Raw genomic sequence first — 16,419 nt, 5'->3', positions numbered from 1 at the left:
GAGTGGATCACTGCACGGGCGTGCGGGTGCGGCTCCTTCAAGCGAGCCGGGCGAGGCAGGCCGGGCATGCGTCGGGGCCCGCAGTGGTGGACTGCGGGCCCCGGCGGGTCGGGCTATCGGACGAAGACCGAGGCCTTGGAGGCCAGGTCGAGGAAGTACTGCGGGAGCAGGCCGAGGCCCAGGGTGACCAGGACCCCGACGCCGATCGCGGTGGCGGTCAGCGGACTGGGGACGGCGACGGCCGGGCCGCTGGGCTGCGGGTCGGAGAAGAACATCAGCACGATGACCCGGATGTAGAAGAACGCCGCGACCGCGGAGCTCAGCACACCCACGATGACCAGCGGCGTGGCGCCGCCCGCCGCCGCGGCCTGGAACACCGCGAACTTCCCGGTGAACCCGGAGGTGAGCGGGATCCCCGCGAAGGCCAGCAGGAAGAGCGCGAAGACACCCGCCACCAGCGGCGAGCGCCGGCCGAGCCCGGCCCAGCTGGACAGGTGGGTGGCCTCGCCCTTGGAGTCGCGGACCAGCGTCACCACGGCGAAGGCGCCGAGCGTGACGAAGGAGTACGCGAGCAGGTAGAAGAGGACGGCGCTCAGGCCCTGCTTGTTGGTGGCGATCACGCCGGTGAGGATGAAGCCCGCGTGCGCGATCGAGGAGTACGCCAGCAGCCGCTTCACGTCCTGCTGGGTGACGGCCAGGATCGCGCCGACCACCATGGTGAGGATCGCGACGCCCCACATCACCGGCCGCCAGTCCCACCGCAGGCCGGGGAAGGCCACGTAGAAGAGGCGCAGGAAGGCCCCGAAGGCCGCCGTCTTGGTCGCCGCCGCCATGAAGCCGGTGACCGGGGTCGGGGCGCCCTGGTACACGTCCGGGGTCCAGGAGTGGAACGGCACCGCGCCGACCTTGAAGAGCAGGCCGACGGCGAGCATGGCCAGACCGATCAGCAGCAGCGCGTCGTTCTGGGTGGTGGTCGCCAGGGCCGGGGTGACGGGGGCGACGCCCGAGACCACGTCGGCGATGTCGCCGAGCTGGACGCTGCCCGCGTAGCCGTACAGCAGCGCGGTGCCGAAGAGGAAGAACGCCGAGGCGAAGGCACCGAGCAGGAAGTACTTGACCGCCGCCTCCTGGGAGAGCAGCCGGCGGCGGCGGGCCAGGGCGCAGAGCAGGTAGAGCGGGAGGGAGAAGACCTCCAGCGCCACGAACATGGTCAGCAGGTCGTTGGCGGCGGGGAAGAGCAGCATGCCGCCGACGGCGAAGAGGGTGAGCGGGAAGACCTCGGTGGTGGTGAAGCCCTGCTTTGTGGCCTGCCGCTCCTGCTCACCGCCCGGTACGGCCGCTCCCTGCGCGGTGAAGGCGTCCACCCCGTGGCCGTTGAGGCGCGGCTCGAGCCGCCGCTCGGCGTAGGTGAGGACGGCGACCACGGCGGAGAGCAGGATGACGCCCTGCAGGAACAGTGCCGGGCCGTCCAGCGCGACAGCGCCCATCGCCAGCAGGCCGGCTTTGGTGGTGCCGTACCCCTGGGCGGCGAGCACGATCACCGCGGCGAAGGCACCGCCGAGGCCGAGCAGCGAGATGACCAGCTGGGCGCCGTAGCGCGACCGGCGGGGCAGGAAGGCCTCGGCCAGGATGCCGGCGATCGCGGCTCCGAAGACCACCAGCATCGGGGAGAGCTGGCCGTACTCGACGTGCGGCGCGGGAATGCTCGGGCTGTTGCCGCCCGCCGCAGCCGTCCACAGGCTGTGGATCACTTCTGCTCACCTCCGGTGGTGGCGGCGACCGGGTGGGCCGGCGCCGGGTCGGTCTGGTGGACCTGGGAGAGCGTGGCGTCCACCGCCGGATTGACGATGTCGGTGAGCGGCTTCGGGTACACGCCCAGGAAGATGGTCAGTGCCACCAGCGGGGCGACCACGAGGAGTTCGCGCGCCTTGAGGTCGGCCATGCCCTCGACGCCCGCCTTGACCGGTCCGGTCATGGTGCGCTGGTAGAGCACCAGCGCGTAGAGGGCGGCGAGCACGATGCCGAAGGTGGCGATGATGCCGATCACGGGGTACTTGCTGAACGTCCCGACCAGGACCAGGAACTCGCTCACGAACGGGGCGAGCCCCGGCAGCGAGAGCGTGGCCAGGCCGCCGATCAGGAAGGTGCCGGCCAGTACCGGGGCGACCTTCTGCACGCCGCCGAAGTCGGCGATCAGACGCGAGCCCCGCCGCGAGATCAGGAAGCCCGCGATCAGCATCCACGCGGCGGTGGAGATGCCGTGGTTGACCATGTAGAGGGTGGCGCCGCTCTGGCCCTGGCTGGTGAAGGCGAAGATGCCCATGATGATGAAGCCGAAGTGCGAGATCGAGGCGTACGCGACCAGGCGCTTGATGTCCTTCTGGCCGACCGCGAGCAGCGCGCCGTAGACGATCCCGATCAGCGAGAGCACCAGGATCGTCGGGCCGAAGGTCCTCGACGCGTCCGGGAACAGCCCGAGGCAGAACCGGAGCATCGCGAAGGTGCCGACCTTGTCCACAACCGCCGTGATCAGCACGGCCGTTCCGGCGGTGGCCTCACCCATCGCGTTCGGCAGCCAGGTGTGCAGCGGCCAGAGCGGGGCCTTGACGGCGAAGGCGAAGAAGAAGCCCAGGAAGAGCGCCTTCTCGGCGGTGGGGTCGATGGTGAGCTTGCCGTCCGCGATCGCCGTGGTGAGCGTCGGCAGGTCGAAGGTGGCGAAGCCCTTGCCCTGCGCGATCACGTACAGGCCGACCACCGCGGCCAGCATGACCAGGCCGCCGAGCAGGTTGTAGAGCAGGAACTTCACCGCGGCGTACGAGCGTTGCGCCCCGGACTCGGGGCCGCCCGCACGGTCGCCGAAGCCGCCGATCAGGAAGTACATCGGGATCAGCATGGCTTCGAAGAAGACGTAGAACACGAAGATGTCGGTCGCCAGGAAGGAGACGATCACCATCGCCTCGACGGCCAGCACCAGGGCGAAGAAGCCCTGGGTACGCCTTTTGTTCTCGAACGTGCCCTCCGGCGCGGGCGCCGGGTCGGCGTCGTGCCAGGAGGCCAGCATGATCACCGGGACCAGCACGGCGGTGAGCAGCATCAGCACCACGGCGATGCCGTCCACCCCGAGCGAGAAGGAGATCCCGAACGAGCGGATCCAGCTGTACGACTCGGCGAGCTGGTAGCGCGCCCCACCCGGCTCGAACCGGGCGGCCACGACGGCGGCCAGCGCCAGGGTGGCGCCCGAGACGACCAGCGCCACGGCCTTGCTGGTACGGCGGCGCGCCTCGCTGGAGCCGGCCGGCAGCGCGGCGGTGAGCACCGCGCCGGCCGCCGGGACGGCGCAGGTGGCGGTCAGCAGGTAACTCATGGCCTTACCTCCTGACGTGAACAGTCGCCGCCCCGAGCCGAAGGGCGTGCCGGTGTCGAAAGGGAGGAGCGACAAGCGAGCGATGGGGGTCCCCCCGGCCGAAGGCTGGGGGAGAGTGCCGGAGCCTGGGGGCACCTCCCAGCCGCCAGGCTGGGGGAGAGTGTCGGCACCGGGTATGAGCGCCTGGAGGCGAGTGGGCGAATAGCGGCCATCATCAGACCGACCTCATCAGGAGAGTGGTGGCGACCAGGATCAGCGTGCCGCCGAACATGGAGAGCGCGTACGACCGGACGTAGCCGGTCTGGACCCGCCGCAGGCGGCTGGAGATGCCGCCGATGGTGGCGGCCAGACCGTTGACGAAGCCGTCCAGCGCCTTGCTGTCCAGGTAGACCAGCGAGGCGGTCAGGGCCGAGCCCGGCCGGACCAGCACCGCGTGGTTGAAGTCGTCCTGCAGCAGGTCGCGGCGCGCGGCGCGGGTGAGCGGCGAGCCGACCGGCGGGGTGACGGGGACGGCCGAGCGCCCGTACATGGCGTACGAGAGGGCGACACCGATCACCATGCAGACCGTGGTGATCAGGGTGACGGTGAGCGGCGTCAGCGGGGAGTTGCCCTCGGAGTGGCCGGTGACCGGCTCCAGCCAGTCCACGAACGAGTTGTTCAGGACGAACAGCCCGCCGGCGAAGACCGAGCCGAAGGCCAGGACGATCATCGGCAGCGTCATGGTGGACGGCGACTCGTGCGGGTGCGGCTCCTCGCCGGTGGTGGCGTCCGCCTGCCAGCGCTTCTCGCCGAAGAAGGTCAGGATCATCACCCGGGTCATGTAGAACGCGGTGACGGCGGCGCCGAGCAGTGCGCAGAGGCCGATGATCCAGCCCTCGGTGCCGCCCTTGGCGAAGGCCGCCTCGATGATCTTGTCCTTGGAGAAGAAGCCCGACAGACCCGGGAACCCGATGATGGCGAGGTAGCCGAGGCCGAAGGTGACGAAGGTGATCGGCATGTACTTCCGCAGGCCGCCGTAGTGACGCATGTTCACCTCGTCGTCCATGCCGTGCATGACCGACCCGGCGCCGAGGAAGAGCCCGGCCTTGAAGAAGCCGTGGGTGACCAGGTGCATGATCGCGAAGGCGTACCCGATCGGACCGAGGCCGGCCGCCAGGATCATGTAACCGATCTGCGACATGGTCGAGCCGGCCAGCGCCTTCTTGATGTCGTCCTTGGCGCAACCGACGATCGCACCGAAGAGCAGCGTGACCGTACCGACCACCACGACGGCGAGCTGCGCGTCGGGGGCGAGGTTGAAGATGGGGCCGGAGCGGGTGATCAGGTAGACGCCGGCGGTCACCATGGTGGCCGCGTGGATCAGGGCCGAGACCGGGGTCGGGCCCTCCATGGCGTCCCCGAGCCAGGACTGCAGCGGCACCTGGGCCGACTTGCCGCAGGCGGCCAGCAGGAGCAGCAGTGCGATGGCCGTCAGCTTGCCCTCGCTCAGCTGGCCGGCCGCCCCGAAGACCGGCCCGAAGGTGAAGCTGCCGAACTGGGTGAACATCACCATGATCGCGATGGACAGGCCCATGTCGCCGACCCGGTTGACCAGGAAGGCCTTCTTGGCGGCGGTCGCGGCACTCGGCTTGTGCTGCCAGAAGCCGATCAGCAGGTACGAGGCGAGGCCCACGCCCTCCCAACCGACGTACAGCAGCAGGTAGTTGTCCGCCAGCACCAGCAGCAGCATGGAGGCCAGGAACAGGTTGAGGTACCCGAAGAAGCGGCGACGGCGCTCGTCGTGCGCCATGTAACCCACCGAGTAGAGGTGGATCAGCGAGCCGACGCCGGAGATCAACAGGACGAAGGTCATGGACAGTTGGTCGAGCTGGAAGGCGACGTCGGCCTGGAAGCCGTTCACCGGGATCCAGCTGTACAGGAACAGGTTGACCGTCCGGTCGTCCCCCGCCTTGCCCAGCATGTTCGCGAACAGCACGAGGCCGAAGACGAAGGAGAGCGCGGCAGCAGCCGTACCCAGCCAGTGACCGAAGCGGTCGAGATGGCGCCCGCCGAGCAGGAGCAGGGCAGCGCCGACCAGAGGAGCCGCCACGAGCAGCGGAATGAGAGAGTTCACCGTGGGCCCTCCGCCTACAGCTTCATCAGGTTGCTGTCATCGACCGAAGCCGAGTGCCTGGTCCGGAAGATGCTCACGATGATGGCGAGGCCGACCACGACCTCCGCCGCCGCGACCACCATGGTGAAGAACGCGATGATCTGGCCGTCCAGGTTGCCGTGCAGCCGGGAGAAGGTGACCAGGGCCAGATTGGAGGCGTTGAGCATCAGCTCGACGCACATGAACAGCACGATCGCGTTCCGCCGGATCAGCACGCCGGAGGCGCCGATGGTGAACAACAGGGCTGCCAGGTAGAGGTAGTTGACGGGGTTCACTCCCCACCCTCCTCATTCTCGGGGACGCCGTTCTCCGGCACGCCGTTCTTCGGCACCGTCTCGAGCTCCTTGCGGGGGCCCGTCACCGGCGGTCGCTCGGACGGGGGCCGCCCGAGCCAGTCGGCGGTGGTGGACTCCAGCTCGGCCATCCGCTGCAGCATCGCCTGGCTGACGTCGCGGATCTGGCCGCGCTCGCGCAGGGTGTTCATCACGGAGTCCTCGGCGATGGTGCCGTCCGGGAGCAGGCCGGGGATGTCCACCGCGTTGTGCCTCGCGTACACGCCGGGGGCCGGCAGCGGCGGCACCTGGATGTTGTCCTTCACCCGCTGGGCGGCCAGCTCGCGCTGGGTGAGCGGGGCCTTCACGTGCTCGCGGTGGGTGAGCACCATGGCGCCGATCGCGGCGGTGATCAGCAGTGCGCCGGTGACCTCGAAGGCCCAGACGTACTTGGTGAAGATCAGCCGGGCCAGGCCCTGGACGTTGCCCTCGGCGTTGGCCTCGGAGAGGCCGGTGAAGTGGCTGAGCTTCGCGTTGGCGATGCCCGCGCAGAGCAGGATGCCGAAGCCGAGGCCGGTGAGCACGGCGGCGACCCGCTGGCCCTTCAGCTGCTCCTTGAGCGAATCGGCGGTGGTGACCCCGACCAGCATGACGACGAAGAGGAAGAGCATCATGATCGCGCCGGTGTAGACGACGATCTGCACCACGCCCAGGAAGACCGCGCCCTGGGCCAGGTAACAGACCGCCAGCGCCATCATGGTGGCCGCCAGACAGAGTGCGCTGTGCACGGCTTTCTTCATCAGCAGCATGCCGAGTGCGCCGCCGACGGCGATCACGGCGAGGATCCAGAACTGTACGGCTTCGCCCGTGGAGGTCATGGCTGCACCTCCTTCTCGCGGTCCGTGCGCTCCTGCTGCACCGTGCCCGGCGCCGCCGCGGTGATCTCGCCGCGGTAGTAGGCCTGTTCGTCGGCGCCCGGGAAGATCGCGTGCGGGGTGTCCACCATGCCCTCGGTGAGGCCGACGAGCAGCTGTTCCTTGGTGAAGATCAGGTCCGCACGCGAGGAGTCGGCCAGCTCGTACTGGTTGGTCATGGTCAGCGCGCGGGTCGGGCAGGCCTCGATGCAGAGCCCGCAGAGGATGCAGCGGGCGTAGTTGATCTGGTAGACCGCGCCGTAGCGCTCACCGGGCGAGTAGCGCTCCTCGTCGGTGTTGTCCGCGCCCTCGACGTAGATCGCGTCGGCCGGGCAGGCCCAGGCGCAGAGCTCGCAGCCGATGCACTTCTCCAGGCCGTCCGGGTGCCGGTTCAGCTGGTGGCGGCCGTGGAAGCGCGGAGCGGTGGGCTTCTTCAGCTCCGGGTACTGCTCGGTCAGCCGCTTCTTGAACATGGCCTTGAAGGTCACGCCGAAGCCTGCGGCCGGGCCGAGGATCGACGGCTTGTCCGTCCTGTCGTCCGACATGTTCAGCTCCCTTCGGGATGGTCGGCCCCGTTGAGGGCGTCCTGGAGTTGCTTCGGCGCGCGGCTGGGCCGGCGCGGTACGGGCGGGGACTCCTGGCCCGGCAGCGGCGGTACGGGGTAGCCGCCGGCCATCGGGTCGAACTCGGCCGGGGGCGTCTCCTCGGGCTCGGGCTTGCGCTTGAAGACGTCCCGGAGCAGGGCCAGCAGCAGGATCGCGCCGATCGGTGCGCCGACGTACAGCACCACCTGGCCGAAGTCGTAGCCCTCGTTGCGCAGGGCGCGCACGCTGGCCACCATCACCAGCCAGACCAGCGAGACCGGGAGCAGCACCTTCCAGCCCAGCTTCATGAACTGGTCGTAGCGCAGGCGGGGCAGCGTGCCGCGCAGCCAGATGAAGAAGAACAGCAGCAGCTGGATCTTGATGACGATCCAGAGCATCGGCCACCAGCCGTGGTTCGCGCCGGCCCAGAAGGTCGAGATCGGCCACGGCGCCCGCCAGCCGCCCAGGAAGAGCGTGCTGGCCACGGCGGAGACGGTGACCATGTTGACGTACTCGGCCAGCATGAACATCGCGAACTTCAACGAGCTGTACTCGGTGTTGAAACCGCCGACCAGCTCGCCCTCGGCCTCCGGGAGGTCGAAGGGCGCCCGGTTGGTCTCACCGACCATCGCGATGATGTAGACGATGAACGAGACCGGCAGCAGCACCGCGAACCAGGTCGGCTGCTGGGAGGCGACGATCTCCGAGGTGGACATCGACCCCGAGTAGATGAACACCGCCGCGAAGGAGAGGCCCATCGCGATCTCGTACGAGATCATCTGCGCGGCCGAGCGCAGACCGCCGAGCAGCGGGTACGTCGAGCCGGAGGACCAGCCCGCCAGCACGATCCCGTAGATGCCGACCGAGGCGACGGCCAGGATGTAGAGCAGGGCGATCGGCAGGTCGGTGAGCTGCAGCGGGGTACGGGTGCCGAAGATCGAGACCTCGTTGTCCGCCGGGCCGAACGGGATCACCGCGAAGGCCATGAACGCCGGGATGGCCGCGACGATCGGGGCCAGCACGTAGACCACCTTGTCGGCCCCGGTGACCACCAGGTCTTCCTTGAGCGCGAGCTTCACCCCGTCGGCCAGCGACTGCAGCATGCCCCAGGGGCCGTGCCGGTTCGGGCCGATGCGCAGCTGCATCCAGGCGACGACCTTGCGCTCCCAGACGATGGCGATCAGCACCGTGCCGACCAGGAAGGCGAAGACGAACACCGCCTTGAGCAGGACCAGCCACCACGGGTCGCGTCCGAAGAAGCCCAGGGTTTCGTAGGCTGCGACGAGGGTCTGCCTCCCAGAGAGATTCAGCACTGCTCCTCCTCCGCCGCAGCAATGGTGACCAGGTGGCCCACCGTGGTGCCGAGCGCGCGATGGGCGCCGCCCGGCGTGGAGTTGAGCGGGATCCAGACCGTACGGTCCGGCAGCTCGGCGGTGAGCTCCACCGGCAGGACGAGCGAACCGCCCGGGCCGGTGATCCGTACCGCCGTGGACGCGCCGATCTCCTCGGCGGTGACCGCCGAGAGCCGGGCGACCACCGGGTGCCGGGTACCGGCCAGGTGCTCGTCGCCGTCCTGCAGCGAGCCGTTGTCCAGCAGCATCCGGTGGCCCGCGAGCACGGCCTGGCCGGTGGCCGGGCGGGGCAGCGGGGCCGGGTGCGCGGCCGGCGCGGCCTGGCGGTCGCCCGTCCACGGAGCGAAGCGGTCCAGCTCCAGCCGGGCGGCCCGGACGTCGGGGAGGCCCAGCGGGCGCCCGATCGCGTCGGCGAGCATGTTCAGCACCCGCACGTCGGAGTGCAGTTGGCGCCGCATCAGCTGGTCCGGCTTGAGCGCGGCCTCGAACATCCGCGCCCGGCCCTCCCAGTCGAGGAAGGTGCCGGCCTTCTCGGCCACCGCGGCCACCGGCAGGACCACGTCCGCGCGCTCGGTGACGGCGGAGGGCCGGATCTCCAGCGAGACCACGAACGGCACCCGGGTCAGCGCCTCCTCGGCAAGCGCCGGGTCGGCCAGGTCCTCCAGGCCGACGCCGCCGACCACCAGGGCGTCCAGGTCACCGTGGGCGGCGGCCGCCAGGATCTGGTCGGTGTCCCGGCCGACCCTGGCCGGCAGGTCGGCGACGCCCCAGGCGTCGGCGGCCTCGGCCCGGGCGGCCGGCACGGAGACCGGGCGGCCGCCGGGCAGCAGACCGGGCAGCGCACCCGCCTCGACGGCGCCGCGCTCACCCGCCCTCCGCGGGATCCACGCGAGCCTGGCGCCGGTGGCGTGGGCCAGCCGCAGTGCGGCGGTCAGCGCGCCGGAGACGGCAGCCAGCCGTTCGCCGACCAGGATCACCGCACCGGGCGTCCGGAGCAGGCCGGCCGCCCGGCCGGCGTCGTCGCCGAGCGCCTCGTCGTCGGCCAGCGCGGAGAGCCACTCGGCCTCGGTCCCGGGCGCGGCGGGCAGCAGCGCACCGCGCAGCTTGCCCAGGCCGCGCGAGCGGTGCGAGGCGATCGAGAAGACCTGCAGTCCGGCGGCACGGTTGGCCTTGCGCAGCCGCAGGAAGACGATCGGCGACTCCTCCTCGGGCTCGAAGCCCGCGAGCAGCACGGCCGGCGCCTTCTCCAGCTCCTGGTACGAGACACCCTCGCCATCCAGGTCGACGCCTCGGCCCGCGACCGCCGCGGCCAGGAAGTCCGCCTCCTCCCCGCTGTGCGGGCGGGAGCGGAAGTCCACGTCGTTGGTGCCGAGCACGACCCGGGCGAACTTGGCGTAGCCGTACGCGTCCTCGACCGTCACCCGGCCGCCGGCCAGCACCGCCGTCCGGGCGCCGCTCAGCCCGGCGGCCGCCTTGGCGAGCGCCTCCGGCCAGGAGGCGGCGACGAGTTCGCCGTCCTCGCCCCGGACCAGCGGGCTGCTCAGCCGGTCGCGCAACTGCCCGTAGCGGAAGGCGAAGCGGCCCTTGTCGCAGTTCCACTCCTCGTTCACCTCGGGCTCCTCGCCCGCCAGCCGGCGCAGCACCTTGCCGCGTCGGTGGTCGGTGCGCTGCGAGCAGCCGGAGGAGCAGTGCTCGCAGACGCTCGGCGAGGAGACCAGGTCGAACGGCCGGGAGCGGAAACGATAAGCCGCCGAGGTCAGCGCACCCACCGGGCAGATCTGGATGGTGTTGCCGGAGAAGTACGAGGCGAAGGGCTCGTCGTCGCCGATGCCGACCTGCTCCAGCGCTCCGCGCTCCAGCAGCTCGATGAACGGGTCACCGGCGATCTGCTGGGAGAAGCGGGTGCAGCGCGCGCAGAGCACGCAGCGCTCGCGGTCCAGCAGCACCTGGCTGCTCAACGGGATCGGCTTCTCGTACGTGCGCTTCATGCCCTCGAAGCGGGTGTCCGGGTCACCGGTGGTCATCGCCTGGTTCTGCAGCGGGCACTCGCCGCCCTTGTCGCAGACCGGGCAGTCCAGCGGGTGGTTGATCAGCAGCAGCTCCATCACGCCGCGCTGCGCCTTCTCGGCGACCGGCGAGCTGACCTGGGTGCGGACCACCATGCCCTCGGCGACCGGGATGGTGCAGGAGGCCACGGGCTTGCGCTGGCCCTCGATCTCGACGATGCACTGGCGGCAGGCGCCTGCGGGGTCGAGCAGCGGGTGGTCGCAGAAGCGCGGGATCTGGGTGCCGATCTGCTCGGCCGCGCGGATCACCAACGTCCCCTTGGGGACCTGGACCTCGACGCCGTCGATGGTGAGCGTGACGAGGTCGGTGCCTGTCTCTGTGATGGTCATGCGTGCACCTCCCTCTCGGTGGCGGACTGGTGGCCGGTGCGGTGGGTGTCGGCCCAGACGGTGGAGGCCGCCGGGTCGAACGGGCAGCGCCGCTCGGCGAGGTGCTGCTCGTACTCGGCGCGGAAGTGCTGCAGCGAGGAGACGATCGGGCTGGCGGCGCCGTCGCCGAGGGCGCAGAAGGACTTGCCGTTGATGTTGTCGGCGATGTCGAGCAGCTTCTCCAGGTCGCCGGCGACGCCCTGGCCCGCCTCGATCCGCTTGAGCAACTGCACGAGCCAGTACGTGCCTTCGCGGCACGGGGTGCACTTGCCGCAGGACTCGTGGGCGTAGAACTCGGTCCACCGGGTGACCGCCCGGACCACGCAGGTGGTCTCGTCGAAGATCTGCAGCGCCTTGGTGCCGAGCATCGAACCCGCCGCGCCGACGCCCTCGTAGTCGAGCGGGACGTCGAGGTGCGCGTCCGTGAACATCGGGGTGGAGGAGCCGCCCGGGGTCCAGAACTTGAGCTGGTGCCCGGCCCGCACGCCTCCGCTGATGTCCAGCAGCTGGCGCAGGGTGATGCCGAGCGGGGCCTCGTACTGGCCGGGGTTGGTGACGTGCCCGGAGAGCGAGTAGAGCGTGAAGCCGGGGGACTTCTCCGTCCCGAGCGACTTGAACCACTCCTTGCCCCGGGCCAGGATCGGCGGCACCGAGGCGATCGACTCGACGTTGTTGACCACCGTCGGGCAGGCGTACAGACCGGCGATGGCCGGGAACGGCGGCCGCAGTCGCGGCTGGCCGCGCCGGCCCTCCAGCGAGTCGAGCAGCGCCGTCTCCTCGCCGCAGATGTACGCCCCGGCGCCCGCGTGCACGGTGATATCGAGGTCGATGCCCGAGCCGAGGATGTTCTTCCCGAGGTACCCGGCCTCGTACGCCTCCGCGACCGCCGCCTGGAGCCGGCGCAGCACCGGGACGACCTCGCCGCGCAGGTAGATGAAGGCGTGGTCGCAGCGGATCGCGTACGAGGCGATGATCATGCCCTCGATCAGCGAGTGCGGGTTGGCGAAGAGAAGCGGGATGTCCTTGCAGGTGCCCGGCTCGGACTCGTCCGCGTTGACGACGAGGTAGTGCGGCTTGCCGTCGTTCTGCGGGATGAACTGCCACTTCATGCCGGTGGGGAAGCCCGCGCCGCCGCGGCCGCGCAGTCCGGCGTCCTTCACCAGGGCGATGACGTCGTCGGGCGGCATCGCGAGGGCCGCCTGCAGGCCCTGGTAGCCGTCGTGGCGCCGGTAGGTGGCCAGCGTCCAGGGGCGGTTGTCGTCCCAGGAGGCGGAGAGTACGGGGGTGAGCAGCTTCTCGGCCGGCTCGGCGGAGGTCATCACGCTTCGGTCCCTTCGTGGCGCGGTGAGACGACCTTGGTGCCCGGCGTGCCGGGCAGGGCCTCGCCCTTGGACAGCCGAAGGCCCGCCAGCGAGGGGGCGCCGCCCGCGCCGGAGGCGTCCACGGCGCCGGGGCGCTCGTCGGGGAAGCCGGCCAGCAGGCGGGAGGTCTCCTTGAAGGAGCAGAGCCGGGCGCCCCGGGTGGGCTGCGGGTCCTGGCCGGCCCGCAGCTCGTCGACCAGCTGCTTGGCGCTCTCGGGGGTCTGGTTGTCGAAGAACTCCCAGTTGACCATCACCACGGGGGCATAGTCGCAGGCCGCGTTGCACTCGATGTGCTCGATCGAGATCTCGCCGTCGGCGGTGGTCTCGTTGTTCCTGATCCCGAGGTGCTCCTGGAGCTCGTCGAAGATCTGGTCGCCGCCGAGCACCGCGCAGAGCGTGTTGGTACAGACGCCCACGTGGTACTTCCCGGCGGGCCGGCGCCGGTACATGGTGTAGAAGGTCGCGACAGCCGAGACCTCCGCGGTGGTCAGCTCCAACTGCTCGGCGCAGAACCGGATCCCGGTCGGGCTGACGAAGCCCTCCTCCGCCTGCACCAGGTGCAGCAGCGGCAGCAGCGCGGAGCGGGCCACGGGGTAGCGGCCGATCAGCTCCTTGGCGTCCTCCGCCAGCCTGGCCTGCACCTCCGCCGGGTACGGCTTGGCCGGCAGCGCCGGCAGGCCCAATTCGACGTTGCTCACCGGTCCACGCCTCCCATCACCGGGTCGATCCCGGCCACCGCGACGATCACGTCGGCGACCTGGCCGCCCTCGCACATCGCCGCCATCGACTGCAGATTGGTGAACGAGGGGTCGCGGAAGTGGACGCGGTACGGGCGCGTCCCGCCGTCGCTGACCACGTGCACCCCGAGCTCGCCCTTGGGCGACTCGACCGCCGTGTACGCCTGCCCGACCGGGACCCGGAAGCCCTCGGTGACCAGCTTGAAGTGGTGGATCAGGGCCTCCATCGAGGTGCCCATGATCTTCCGGATGTGATCGAGCGAGTTGCCCATCCCGTCGGCCCCGACGGCCAGTTGGGCGGGCCAGGCGATCTTCTTGTCCGCCACCATCACCGGGCCCGGCTTCAGCCGGTCCAGGCACTGCTCGACGATCCGCAGCGACTGCTTCATCTCCTCCAGCCGGATCAGGAACCGGCCGTAGGAGTCGGCGGTGTCGGCGACCGCGACCTCGAAGTCGTAGTTCTCGTACCCGCAGTACGGGTCGGACTTGCGCAGGTCGTGCGGCAGGCCGGTGGCCCGCAGGATCGGCCCGGTGGCGCCGAGGGCCAGGCAGCCGGACAGGTCGAGGTGACCGACGTCCACCAGGCGGGCCTTGAACACCGGGTTGTTGCTGGCGAGTTTGTCGTACTCGTGCATCCGCGAACGGAACAGCTTGACGGCCTCGCGGATCTGGTCGACCGCCCCCGGCGGGAGGTCCTGGGCCAGGCCGCCGGGCCGGACGTACGCGTGGTTCATGCGCAGGCCGGTGACCAACTCGAAGACGTCCAGGATGACTTCGCGGTCCCGGAAGCCGTAGATCATCAGGGTGGTGGAGCCGATCTCCATACCGCCGGTGGCCAGCGCCACCAGGTGCGAGGAGATCCGGTTGAGCTCCATCATCATGACCCGGATGACGGTGGCCCGGTCGGGGATCTGATCCGTGATGCCGAGCAGCTTCTCGACGGCCAGGCAGTAGGCGGTCTCGTTGAACAGCGGGGTCAGGTAGTCCATCCGGGTCACGAAGGTGGTGCCCTGGACCCAGTTCCTGAACTCCATGTTCTTCTCGATGCCGGTGTGCAGGTAGCCGATGCCGCAGCGGGCTTCCTTCACCGTCTCGCCGTCGATCTCCAGGATCAGCCGCAGCACGCCGTGGGTGGACGGGTGCTGGGGGCCCATGTTGACGATGATCCGCTCGTCGTCGGCCCTGCCGACGGCCTCGACCACCTCGCCCCAGTCGCCACCGGTGACGGTGAAGACCCGGCCCTCGGTGGTCTCTCGCGCACCTGCTTCGTAGTCAGTGCTCATCAGCTGTACGACCTCCGCTGGTCGGGCGCCGGGATCTGGGCACCCTTGTACTCGACCGGGATGCCACCGAGCGGGTAGTCCTTGCGCTGCGGGTGGCCCAGCCAGTCGTCCGGCATCATGATCCGGGTGAGCCCGGGGTGGCCGTCGAAGATCAGGCCGAAGAAGTCGTACGCCTCGCGCTCGTGCCAGTCGTTGGTCGGGTACACGCTGACGACGGACGGGATGCGCGGGTCGGCGTCCGGTGCGCTGACCTCGACGCGCAGCAGGCGGCCGTGGGTGATCGAGCGCAGCTGGTAGACCGCGTGCAGCTCCCGGCCGGTGTCGCTCGGGTAGTGCACGCCGCTCACACCGAGGCAGAGCTCGAAGCGAAGGGCCGGGTCGTCGCGGAGGGTCCGGACGGCCTTGAGCAGGTGCTCGCGGGCGATGTGGAGGGTGAGTTCGCCGCGGTCCACGACGGTCTTCTGGACCACCTCGGCCGGGTCGAGGCCCTGCTCCTCGATCGCGCCCTCGAACTCGTCGGCCACCTCGTCGAACCAGCCGCCGTACGGGCGGACGCTCGCCGGGGGCAGCGCGATCGGGGCGGTCAGGCCGCCGAAGCCGGAGGTGTCGCCGGTGCCTTGCGCGCCGAACATGCCCTGGCGCTTGCCGATCACCTCCACCGGGATCTCTTTACGGGTGGCGGGGACGGCGCTCTCCGGCGCGTTGTTCTCGGAGGTCATCGCAGCAGCCCCCCCATCTCGCTGGTCGGGGTGGCCTCCAGGGCGAGCTCCTCGGCCAGCTCCTCCGCGCGGCGCCGGTTCACGCCGAGCGGCTCGTGCTGGATCTTGTCGTGGAGCTTGAGGATGGCGTCCATCAGCATCTCCGGGCGGGGCGGACAGCCCGGCAGGTAGATGTCGACGGGGACGATGTGGTCCACGCCCTGGACGATCGCGTAGTTGTTGAACATCCCGCCGGAGGAGGCGCAGACGCCCATCGAGATGACCCACTTCGGGTTGGCCATCTGGTCGTACACCTGGCGCAGCACCGGGGCCATCTTCTGGCTGACCCGCCCCGCCACGATCATGAGATCGGCCTGCCGGGGCGAGCCCCGGAAGACCTCCATGCCGAACCGGGCCAGGTCGTAGCGGCCGGCCCCGGTGGTCATCATCTCGATCGCGCAGCAGGCCAGCCCGAAGGTGGCCGGGAAGAGGGATGCCTTGCGCACCCACCCCGCGGCCGTCTCCACGCTGGTGAGCAGAAAGCCGCTCGGCAGCTTCTCCTCGATACCCATCAGATCCCTCTCAGCCTTCTCAAGTCCGGGTGTTTGCCCTCGCGTTCACAAGGGGCCGTCAGTCCCACTCCAGACCGCCGCGACGCCAGACGTAGGCGTACGCGACAAAGACGGTGGCGATGAACAGGAGCATCTCGACCAGCCCGAAGATCCCCAGGGCGTCGAAGCTGACCGCCCACGGATAGAGGAAGACGATCTCGATGTCGAAGACGATGAAGAGCATCGCCGTGAGGTAGTACTTGATCGGGAACCGACCGCCGCCCACCGGCTGCGGGGTCGGTTCGATGCCGCACTCGTAGGCCTCCAACTTGGCCCTGTTGTAGCGCTTGGGGCCGGTCAGTGAGGCCATCACGACGGAGCCGACCGCGAACGCCGCCGCGATGGCACCGAGTACGAGGATCGGCGCGTAGGCATTCATGAGCCCCCGCTCCCTCCGTCCAGTCGTCCTTGACTGCAGATCGGAACCGCCGGGTCACGCTGTGGTTGACCCGTGATCCATTTCCTGAGATCCACCTCATGTGAGGCAGTTCACAAAGCCTGGATCGAGCGCATCCTATGCCCGTCGGCTTGTGATCTGCGACACGCAGTTCTGGACGATCTTTGTGATCTACGCCACCTCACAAACGATCGCCAAGGCGATCAAGCCACGATCTATCAACCCAACGAAGGCAAATGGCCACAATCTGTCGCATTCA

At 69.8% G+C, this 16,419-nt stretch carries 14 protein-coding genes; all 14 read right to left on the bottom strand.

What is annotated here, in order from left to right:
- Nucleotides 1–113: 113 nt before the first annotated feature.
- The gene (gene nuoN / locus FB465_RS20585) at nucleotides 114–1,751 is read right to left on the bottom strand and encodes an NADH-quinone oxidoreductase subunit NuoN (protein ID WP_145792653.1); all 1,638 of its coding nucleotides are present in this window, start codon (nucleotides 1,749–1,751) and stop codon (nucleotides 114–116) included.
- The gene (locus tag FB465_RS20580) at nucleotides 1,748–3,364 is read right to left on the bottom strand and encodes an NADH-quinone oxidoreductase subunit M (RefSeq protein WP_145792651.1); all 1,617 of its coding nucleotides are present in this window, start codon (nucleotides 3,362–3,364) and stop codon (nucleotides 1,748–1,750) included. Before FB465_RS20580 ends, nuoN begins: the two co-directional genes overlap by 4 nt.
- 214 nt (nucleotides 3,365–3,578) lie before the next feature.
- On the bottom strand, nucleotides 3,579–5,477 hold the full coding sequence (gene nuoL, locus FB465_RS20575) for an NADH-quinone oxidoreductase subunit L (protein ID WP_145792650.1): 1,899 nt from the start codon (nucleotides 5,475–5,477) through the stop codon (nucleotides 3,579–3,581).
- A gap of 14 nt (nucleotides 5,478–5,491) precedes the next feature.
- Nucleotides 5,492–5,791 carry an NADH-quinone oxidoreductase subunit NuoK gene (gene nuoK / locus FB465_RS20570; protein ID WP_035798594.1) on the bottom strand — a complete coding sequence of 100 codons (300 nt, stop codon included), beginning with the start codon at nucleotides 5,789–5,791 and terminating at the stop codon, nucleotides 5,492–5,494.
- The gene (locus tag FB465_RS20565) at nucleotides 5,788–6,666 is read right to left on the bottom strand and encodes an NADH-quinone oxidoreductase subunit J (protein ID WP_145792648.1); all 879 of its coding nucleotides are present in this window, start codon (nucleotides 6,664–6,666) and stop codon (nucleotides 5,788–5,790) included. Before FB465_RS20565 ends, nuoK begins: the two co-directional genes overlap by 4 nt.
- Nucleotides 6,663–7,247, bottom strand: coding sequence for an NADH-quinone oxidoreductase subunit NuoI (gene nuoI / locus FB465_RS20560; RefSeq protein WP_145792646.1), 585 nt, complete (start codon nucleotides 7,245–7,247; stop codon nucleotides 6,663–6,665). Before nuoI ends, FB465_RS20565 begins: the two co-directional genes overlap by 4 nt.
- A gap of 2 nt (nucleotides 7,248–7,249) precedes the next feature.
- On the bottom strand, nucleotides 7,250–8,599 hold the full coding sequence (gene nuoH, locus FB465_RS20555) for an NADH-quinone oxidoreductase subunit NuoH (RefSeq protein ID WP_246192752.1): 1,350 nt from the start codon (nucleotides 8,597–8,599) through the stop codon (nucleotides 7,250–7,252).
- Nucleotides 8,593–11,034 (bottom strand): NADH-quinone oxidoreductase subunit G, encoded by a 2,442-nt coding sequence (locus tag FB465_RS20550; RefSeq protein ID WP_145792644.1) that lies wholly within the window; start codon nucleotides 11,032–11,034, stop codon nucleotides 8,593–8,595. The genes nuoH and FB465_RS20550 overlap by 7 nt, the downstream gene beginning before the upstream one ends.
- Nucleotides 11,031–12,392 (bottom strand): NADH-quinone oxidoreductase subunit NuoF, encoded by a 1,362-nt coding sequence (gene nuoF, locus FB465_RS20545; protein WP_145792642.1) that lies wholly within the window; start codon nucleotides 12,390–12,392, stop codon nucleotides 11,031–11,033. Before nuoF ends, FB465_RS20550 begins: the two co-directional genes overlap by 4 nt.
- Nucleotides 12,392–13,132: an NADH-quinone oxidoreductase subunit NuoE gene (gene nuoE / locus FB465_RS20540; protein ID WP_145792640.1), complete on the bottom strand. Its 741-nt coding sequence runs from the start codon at nucleotides 13,130–13,132 to the stop codon at nucleotides 12,392–12,394. The genes nuoF and nuoE overlap by 1 nt, the downstream gene beginning before the upstream one ends.
- Entirely contained in the window at nucleotides 13,129–14,454 is a 1,326-nt protein-coding gene (locus tag FB465_RS20535) for an NADH-quinone oxidoreductase subunit D (protein WP_145792638.1), read from the bottom strand. The genes nuoE and FB465_RS20535 overlap by 4 nt, the downstream gene beginning before the upstream one ends.
- Nucleotides 14,454–15,173: an NADH-quinone oxidoreductase subunit C gene (locus FB465_RS20530; protein WP_145792637.1), complete on the bottom strand. Its 720-nt coding sequence runs from the start codon at nucleotides 15,171–15,173 to the stop codon at nucleotides 14,454–14,456. Before FB465_RS20530 ends, FB465_RS20535 begins: the two co-directional genes overlap by 1 nt.
- Nucleotides 15,170–15,724: a NuoB/complex I 20 kDa subunit family protein gene (locus FB465_RS20525; RefSeq protein ID WP_145792635.1), complete on the bottom strand. Its 555-nt coding sequence runs from the start codon at nucleotides 15,722–15,724 to the stop codon at nucleotides 15,170–15,172. Before FB465_RS20525 ends, FB465_RS20530 begins: the two co-directional genes overlap by 4 nt.
- A gap of 58 nt (nucleotides 15,725–15,782) precedes the next feature.
- The gene (locus FB465_RS20520) at nucleotides 15,783–16,142 is read right to left on the bottom strand and encodes an NADH-quinone oxidoreductase subunit A (protein WP_014137597.1); all 360 of its coding nucleotides are present in this window, start codon (nucleotides 16,140–16,142) and stop codon (nucleotides 15,783–15,785) included.
- Nucleotides 16,143–16,419 lie beyond the last annotated feature (277 nt).

Origin of the sequence: Kitasatospora atroaurantiaca (genome assembly GCF_007828955.1) — a bacterium.
Taxonomy (GTDB): Bacteria; Actinomycetota; Actinomycetes; order Streptomycetales; family Streptomycetaceae; genus Kitasatospora; species Kitasatospora atroaurantiaca.
Note: the sequence above shows the minus strand (reverse complement) of the source record. Positions and strands in the feature narration are given on the sequence as shown.